This window comes from Streptomyces acidicola (assembly GCF_009377235.1).
In the GTDB taxonomy this organism is placed as follows: Bacteria; Actinomycetota; Actinomycetes; order Streptomycetales; family Streptomycetaceae; genus Streptomyces; species Streptomyces acidicola.
In genome coordinates, this window is the sequence record NZ_VMNX01000039.1 from 44,891 (window position 1) to 51,541 (window position 6,651).

Here is a 6,651-nt window from a genome sequence, read left to right on the forward strand (position 1 = left end):
ACGGGCCCGAGTGCACTACGGGCCCGAGACCCGCGCGCGTGATCAACCCCGGGCACCCAGCAGGTGATCCATCGCCAGCTGGTCAAGCCGCTCGAACGCCATTCCGCGCGCGGCGACGGCCTCCGCCTCGAAATCCTCGAAGGCCGTACGGTCCGCCAGAAGCGCCTTCAGGCCGTCGGCCGCCGTCGGCTGGGCCAGCTCGTCCAGTCGGGAGGCACGCAGGGCCTCCTGGACCTCGGGGTCGGCGCGGAAGGCAGCCGCCCGCTCCTTGAGGATGAGGTAGTTGCGCATGCAGCCCGCGGCCGACGCCCACACGCCATCGAGGTCCTCGGTCCGCGGCGGCTTGAAGTCGAAGTGGCGCGGGCCCGCGTAACCGGCGGTCTCCAGGAGGTCGACCAGCCAGAAGGCGGCGCGCAGATCGCCGGCTCCGAAGCGCAGGTCCTGGTCGTACTTGATGCCGGACTGGCCGTTGAGGTCGATGTGGAAAAGCTTGCCCGCCCACAGGGCCTGGGCGATGCCGTGCGGGAAGTTGAGGCCGGCCATCTGCTCGTGGCCCACCTCGGGGTTGACGCCGTAGAGCTCCGGGCGCTCCAGGCGCTCGATGAAGGACAGGGCGTGACCGACCGTGGGGAGCAGGATGTCGCCGCGGGGCTCGTTCGGCTTGGGCTCGATCGCGAAGCGGAGGTCGTAGCCCTGGGAGGTCACGTACTCGCCGAGGAGGTCGAAGGCCTCCTTCATGCGGTCCAGCGCGAGGCGGACGTCCTTGGCGGCGCCGGACTCGGCGCCCTCCCGGCCGCCCCAGGCGACGTAGACACTGGCGCCCAGTTCGACCGCCAGGTCGATGTTGCGGATCGTCTTGCGCAGCGCGTAGCGGCGTACGTCGCGATCGTTGGCGGTGAACGCGCCGTCCTTGAAGACGGGGTGCGTGAACAGGTTGGTGGTGGCCATCGGCACGGTCATGCCGGTCGCGTCGAGAGCCTCACGGAAGCGCTTGATGTGCGCCTCGCGCTCGCTGTGCGAGGACCCGAAGGGGATCAGGTCGTCGTCGTGGAAGGTCACTCCGTGGGCACCGAGCTCCGCCAGACGCCGCACTGTCTCGACCGGGTCGAGGGCGCGCCGGGTGGCGTCGCCGAACGGGTCCCTCCCCTGCCAGCCGACGGTCCACAGGCCGAAGGTGAACCTGTCTTCGGGGGTGGGCTGGTAGTTCATGCCGCGGCTCCTTGCTCGCTCCGACTATTTCGTCATGGCGCTTAACAAATTAGTATGCGGAGGCATCTCTGGGAAGAGAGGCATCTCTGGGAAGAGAGGCATCTCTGCGAAGAGACGACGTGTCTCCGTGTCTCCGTCAGGAGACTGTGTGTGGCATCCGGGCCGTGCGGTCCGGGAGACTCCAGGTAGCAGGACAGATCCCGCGAGCCGCGGAAGAGGGAGAGCCCGATGTCAGCAGCCGAGGGTCCGCTCGTCGTCGGGGTGGACACATCCACCCAGTCCACCAAAGCCCTGGTCGTCGACGTGTCGACCGGGCGGGTGGTGGCGAGCGGTCAGGCACCGCACACCGTGTCTTCCGGGGCGGGCCGGGAGAGTGATCCGCGGCAGTGGTGGGACGCGCTGTGTGCGGCGCTGCACCAGTGCGGGGAAGCAGCGCACGAGGCCGCAGCGGTGTCGATCGGCGGACAGCAGCACGGGCTCGTCACACTCGACGCCCAGGGCGACCCCGTTCGTCCGGCGCTCCTGTGGAACGACGTGCGGTCGGCTCCGCAGGCCCGCCGTCTGGTGGAGGAACTGGGCGGCTCGAAGATCTGGGCCGAACGCACCGGAAGCGTGCCTGGTGCCTCCTTCACGGTCACGAAGTGGGCCTGGCTCGCCGAGAACGAGCCGGAGGCGGTCCGCGCGGCGGCCGCCGTACGTCTGCCGCACGACTACCTCACGGAGCGCCTGACCGGACAGGGCACGACCGACCGCGGTGACGTGTCCGGTACAGGGTGGTGGGCGTCCGGGACGGAGGCGTACGACGAGGAGATCCTCGCCCACGTGGGGCTCGACCCGGCGCTGCTGCCGCATGTGGTCCGCCCTGGTGAGGTGGCCGGCACGGTGCGGGACACGCATGATCTGCCGTTCTCCAAGGGCACGCTGGTCGCCCCGGGCACCGGCGACAACGCGGCGGCCGCGCTGGGGCTCGGGCTGCGTCCCGGCACACCGGTGCTGAGCCTCGGCACCTCCGGCACGGTGTACGCCGTCTCGACACGGCGCCCCGCCGATCCCACCGGCACCGTGGCGGGCTTCGCCGACGCGCGCGGCGACTGGCTGCCGCTCGCCTGCACCCTGAACTGCACGCTCGCCGTCGACCGCGTGGCGACGCTGCTGGGCCTGGACCGCGAGGCGGTCGAGCCCGGCACGAGCGTGACCCTGCTCCCCTATCTGGACGGCGAGCGCACCCCGGACCTGCCGCACGCTTCTGGTCTGCTGCACGGTCTGCGGCACGACACGACGGCCGGACAACTCCTCCAGGCGGCGTACGACGGCGCGGTGCACTCGCTGCTGGGCGCCCTGGACCTGGTACTCGACGCGGACGCGGACCGCTCCGCACCGCTGCTGCTCATCGGCGGGGGTGCGCGGGGAACGGCCTGGCAGCAGACGGTACGGCGACTGTCGGGGCGTCCTGTGCAGGTACCCGAGGCCAAGGAACTGGTCGCGCTCGGCGCCGCCGCCCAGGCCGCCGGGCTGCTGACCGGCGAGGATCCGGCGGCGGTCGCACGTCGCTGGGACACCGCCCGCGGACCCCTTCTGGACCCGGTGGAACGGGACGAGGCGACGCTGGCCAGGATCACCGGGGTACTCTCCGACGCGGCGCCACTGCTGGAGCGGGAGCCCGACCAGCGCTGACGGGGCCACCTCCACGATGGTGAGGCCCCGAGCAGAACAGCCCAAGGGGCTGCGCACATTCATCGGGCTCGGCGCCTCTCGCAAGAGACGTCCGGACGAGGACTGACGGAGGAATGACCGCACCACTGCACGAGGCCCACCCCACGAGTCCCGGGCGTCGGCTGCCCGACACCCAACAGGGCATGCGCCGTCGCAACCTCTCCCGGGTGATGCACACCGTCAACGCCGAGGGGCCGCTGTCCCGTGCCGCCGTCGCCTCGCACATCGGCCTGACGAGGGCGGCCGTGTCGACGCTGGTCGACGAGCTCATTCGTTCGGGTCTGCTGGAGGAGCTGGGGCCCGAGCGGCCCGGCAGGGTCGGCCGGCCGGGTTCCGCGCTCGCCCTCAGCGGGCGCGGACCGGCCGGAATCGGCGCGGAGGTCGGCATCGACCATCTCGCGGTGTGCGCGGTCGATCTGCGGGGCGAGGTACGGGCACGGGCCGTGCGGCACGGCGTGAACCGCGGCCGCTCACCCGAGCCCGTGATCGGCGAACTGACGACGCTGGTGGAGCAGGTCGTCGCCGCTGCGGCACAGGAAGGACTATGGCCCGCAGGCCTGGCGGTCGCCGTACCGGGCCTGGTGGCACGGGACGCCCGTACGGTGGTCCGCGCCCCCAACCTCGACTGGCATGACACGGACCTCGGCGCGCTGTTGTCCGGCGACCTGCCGCTGACAGTGGACAACGAGGCCAACTTCGGGGGCCTCGCAGAACTGTGGCTCGGCGAGGGGACGCCGCGCGACTTCCTGCACGTCTCCGCCGAGATCGGCATCGGTGGCGCGGTGGTCGTGGATGGCCGACTGCTGCGAGGAACCCGCGGTTTCGCGGGCGAGTTGGGACACGTGCCCGTCCGTCCGGAAGGGCCTGAGTGCGCGTGCGGCGGGCGTGGATGCCTGGAGCAGTACGCCGGTGAGGAGGCCGTCCTGCGGGCGGCCGGTCTGACACCGGGCGAGGATCACGTCGAGTTGCTGGCGGAACGTGCCGCCGAGGGCGACAAAGAGGTGCGGCGTGCCCTGCGCGGTGCCGGAACCGCGCTCGGTATCGCGCTGACCGGTGCGGTCAACCTGCTTGACCCGCAGACCGTGGTGCTGGGCGGGGCGCTGGCGGGACTCGCGCCGTGGCTGCTGCCGTCGCTGGAACGGGAGCTGGCCCGCCGCACGGCAGGCCCCGCGTGTGCCGTGACCGTGTCGCGCCTGGGTCCCGAAGGCCCCCTGCTCGGAGCGGCGCATTCGGTGGTGCGGGGTGTGCTGGACGATCCTGCCGCGGTGGCTGGGCGGCCGTAACGCACAGGTACTCAGGGCGGCTTCCCCCGTGTGAGTACGGCTTGCCCCGTGTGAGTGACGAAGTTATCCACATTTCCGATGCTGTCCACCGGAATCAGCACGTTCTTCCTGACTGATCGCCGAGCGCCGTACCGTGATCCACGTGAGGCGCAACCGCCCTGGCGGCGACTGCGTGTTCGCTCGCATCGGGCTTCACACATCGGGGGGTCACATGGTCATGGAGACGGTTCCAGAGCTGCTGCGCGAGGCCCACGGCACGCGGCGGCTCCCGTTACTCACGACGCCATAGCCACCACCTCGCGCACTGCCGCGCCCCTCCTCCTACCTCACCCCCACTCCCGAAAGGCCATCACCATGGAGCGAGCCAGATCGTTCCCCAGCAGGCGACGGCTGCTGAAAGGCGCAGCCCTCGCTGCGATCCCCTACGCGCTACTGCCGGATCCCCAGGCCGGCGCGCAACCGCAGGCACTCGACTACCCGCACGCCATATGGCGGCCGGCGAGTGCGTCCAACTACACGGAGGCGGAGCGCCCAACGAGCCACTCCCTCGACTACGTGATCATCCACGTGACGCAGACGACATACAGGAAGGCGCTGTCCATCTTCCAGGACCCGCGGAAGAAGGTGTCCGCCCACTACCTTGTGCGGTCAGCCGACGGGTCCGTCGCGCAATGTGTGCAGGAACGCGACATCGCCTGGCACGCCGGCAACTGGGACCACAACACGCGGAGCATCGGCATCGAGCACGAGGGCTGGGTGGACCAGCCCTCGTACTTCACCAACGCGATGTACCGCCAGTCGGCCAAACTCGCCGCTGCCATCTGTACCAAGTACGGCATCCCGAAGGACCGGGCCCACATCATCGGCCACCACCAGGTACCGGGCACCGACCACACCGATCCCGGGCCGAACTGGGACTGGGCACGGTACATAGAACTGGTCAATTCCTTGTGACGCCGTATCGGGGCCGGCAGCTCGTCCAGACGGGACCCGGAGGTGACAGTCGAGGAGCTTGTCCGGGCTCGCGGTGAGGGCGACGATTGGTGGGAGCCGCATCGCTTTCCGGGGAGGCCGAGTTGACCGATCCATGGGTGGCCCTGGAACCGGGCGCCGACCCCGTCGAGCGGGTACGGGCACTGCGTCGCGCGCATGAGACGTTCACCGAGGCGGGCACGGTGGGGCGACTGGTGCGTTCCGTGGTGGCAGACTCGTGGCGGCGTTCGGCGAAGGCGGGGGTCGGCCCGGACGGCACCGCGAGCGTGGAGCTCACGGACGGGGACCTCGGTTCCTACCGGGCGGAGCATCCGCTGGCGCGGGTGATGCCGTTGGTCCGGGAACTCATGGGCACCTTCGCGGCGGACGGCAAGCATCTGCTGGCGGTGTGCGACGCGCAGGGCAGGATGCTGTGGGTCGAGGGGCATCCGGCGACCCTGCGGCGGGCGGACCGGATGAACTTCGTTCCGGGCGCGCGCTGGGCGGAGAGCGCGGTCGGCACGAACGCGCCGGGGACGGCGGTCGCCGTGGACCGGCCGGTGCAGGTGTTCGCGGCGGAGCACTTCAGTCGGCGGGTCCAGCCCTGGACATGCGCGGCAGCGCCGGTGCACGACCCGCGCACCGGCCGGGTGCTCGGCGCGGTGGACATCACCGGTGGGGACGGGCTCGCGCATCCGCACAGCCTGGGTTTCGTGCAGGCGGTGGCGCGCGCCGCAGAGTCCCAGCTCTCGCTGCTCACCCCGCCCGAGACGGCGGCCGCCGACGCGCTCGCCCTGACCGCGCTCGGACGGGACGAGGCCCACTTGGTCGTGGACGGCCGGAAGATCAGGCTCAGCCGTCGGCACAGCGAGATCGTGGTGCTGCTCGCCCGGCACCCGGAGGGGCTGACCGGCGACGAGCTGCTGTGCGCACTGTACGAGGACGAGTCGGTGACACCGGTGACCCTGCGCGCCGAACTGGCCCGGCTGCGCAGGCTGCTCGGTCCTGCGCTTCTGGGCTCCCGGCCGTACCGGCTCATGGTTCCGGTCGAGTCCGATGTCGCCGTCGTGGAGAGGAGGTTGGAGACGGGCACGGTCACGGCGGCCGCGGCGGCGTACGGCGGTCCACTCCTACCAGGTTCGCAGGCCCCTGCGGTGGTGCGGCTGCGGCAGCGGCTCGCCGACGGGCTGCGTGCGGCGCTCATCGCCCGCCGTGACCCCGACCTGCTGGCGGACTGGGCGCACGCACCCTGGGGCGAGGACGACCTCGACGTATGGCGCGCTCTGGCGGCCGTCCGGCCGACGGCAGCGGTGCGGGTGCGCTTGGAGAAGCTGGAGTCCGAGCTGGCTGCACCACCGGGGTGGGCACGCCAGCCGGCCCGCCCGACGCATCCCTGACTCACCGGCACCGCCCCGGCACGCCCCCGCCCACCAGCACCCAGCACCCAGCACCCAGCACCCAGCACCCAGCACCC

Annotated in this window: 5 protein-coding genes; 4 read left to right on the top strand and 1 reads right to left on the bottom strand. The window is 71.3% G+C overall.

Annotation, left to right across the window (positions count from 1 at the left end; all coding sequences use genetic code 11):
• Nucleotides 1-42: 42 nt before the first annotated feature.
• Nucleotides 43-1,209: a xylose isomerase gene (xylA, locus tag FPZ41_RS13710; protein ID WP_152862413.1), complete on the bottom strand. Its 1,167-nt coding sequence runs from the start codon at nt 1,207-1,209 to the stop codon at nt 43-45.
• A gap of 228 nt (nt 1,210-1,437) precedes the next feature.
• On the opposite strand from xylA, the gene xylB reads away from it, so the two are divergent.
• The 4 genes from xylB (at nt 1,438) to FPZ41_RS13730 (ending at nt 6,574) form a co-directional block, all read left to right on the top strand.
• Entirely contained in the window at nt 1,438-2,883 is a 1,446-nt protein-coding gene (gene xylB / locus FPZ41_RS13715; protein ID WP_152862415.1) for a xylulokinase, read from the top strand.
• A gap of 113 nt (nt 2,884-2,996) precedes the next feature.
• The gene (locus FPZ41_RS13720) at nt 2,997-4,205 is read left to right on the top strand and encodes an ROK family transcriptional regulator (protein WP_152862417.1); all 1,209 of its coding nucleotides are present in this window, start codon (nt 2,997-2,999) and stop codon (nt 4,203-4,205) included.
• A gap of 354 nt (nt 4,206-4,559) precedes the next feature.
• Nucleotides 4,560-5,159, top strand: coding sequence for an N-acetylmuramoyl-L-alanine amidase (locus FPZ41_RS13725; protein ID WP_152862418.1), 600 nt, complete (start codon nt 4,560-4,562; stop codon nt 5,157-5,159).
• A 122-nt stretch (nt 5,160-5,281) separates the two neighbouring features.
• A complete protein-coding gene (locus FPZ41_RS13730; protein ID WP_152862420.1) occupies nt 5,282-6,574 on the top strand; it encodes a GAF domain-containing protein in 1,293 nt (430 codons plus the stop codon).
• Nucleotides 6,575-6,651 lie beyond the last annotated feature (77 nt).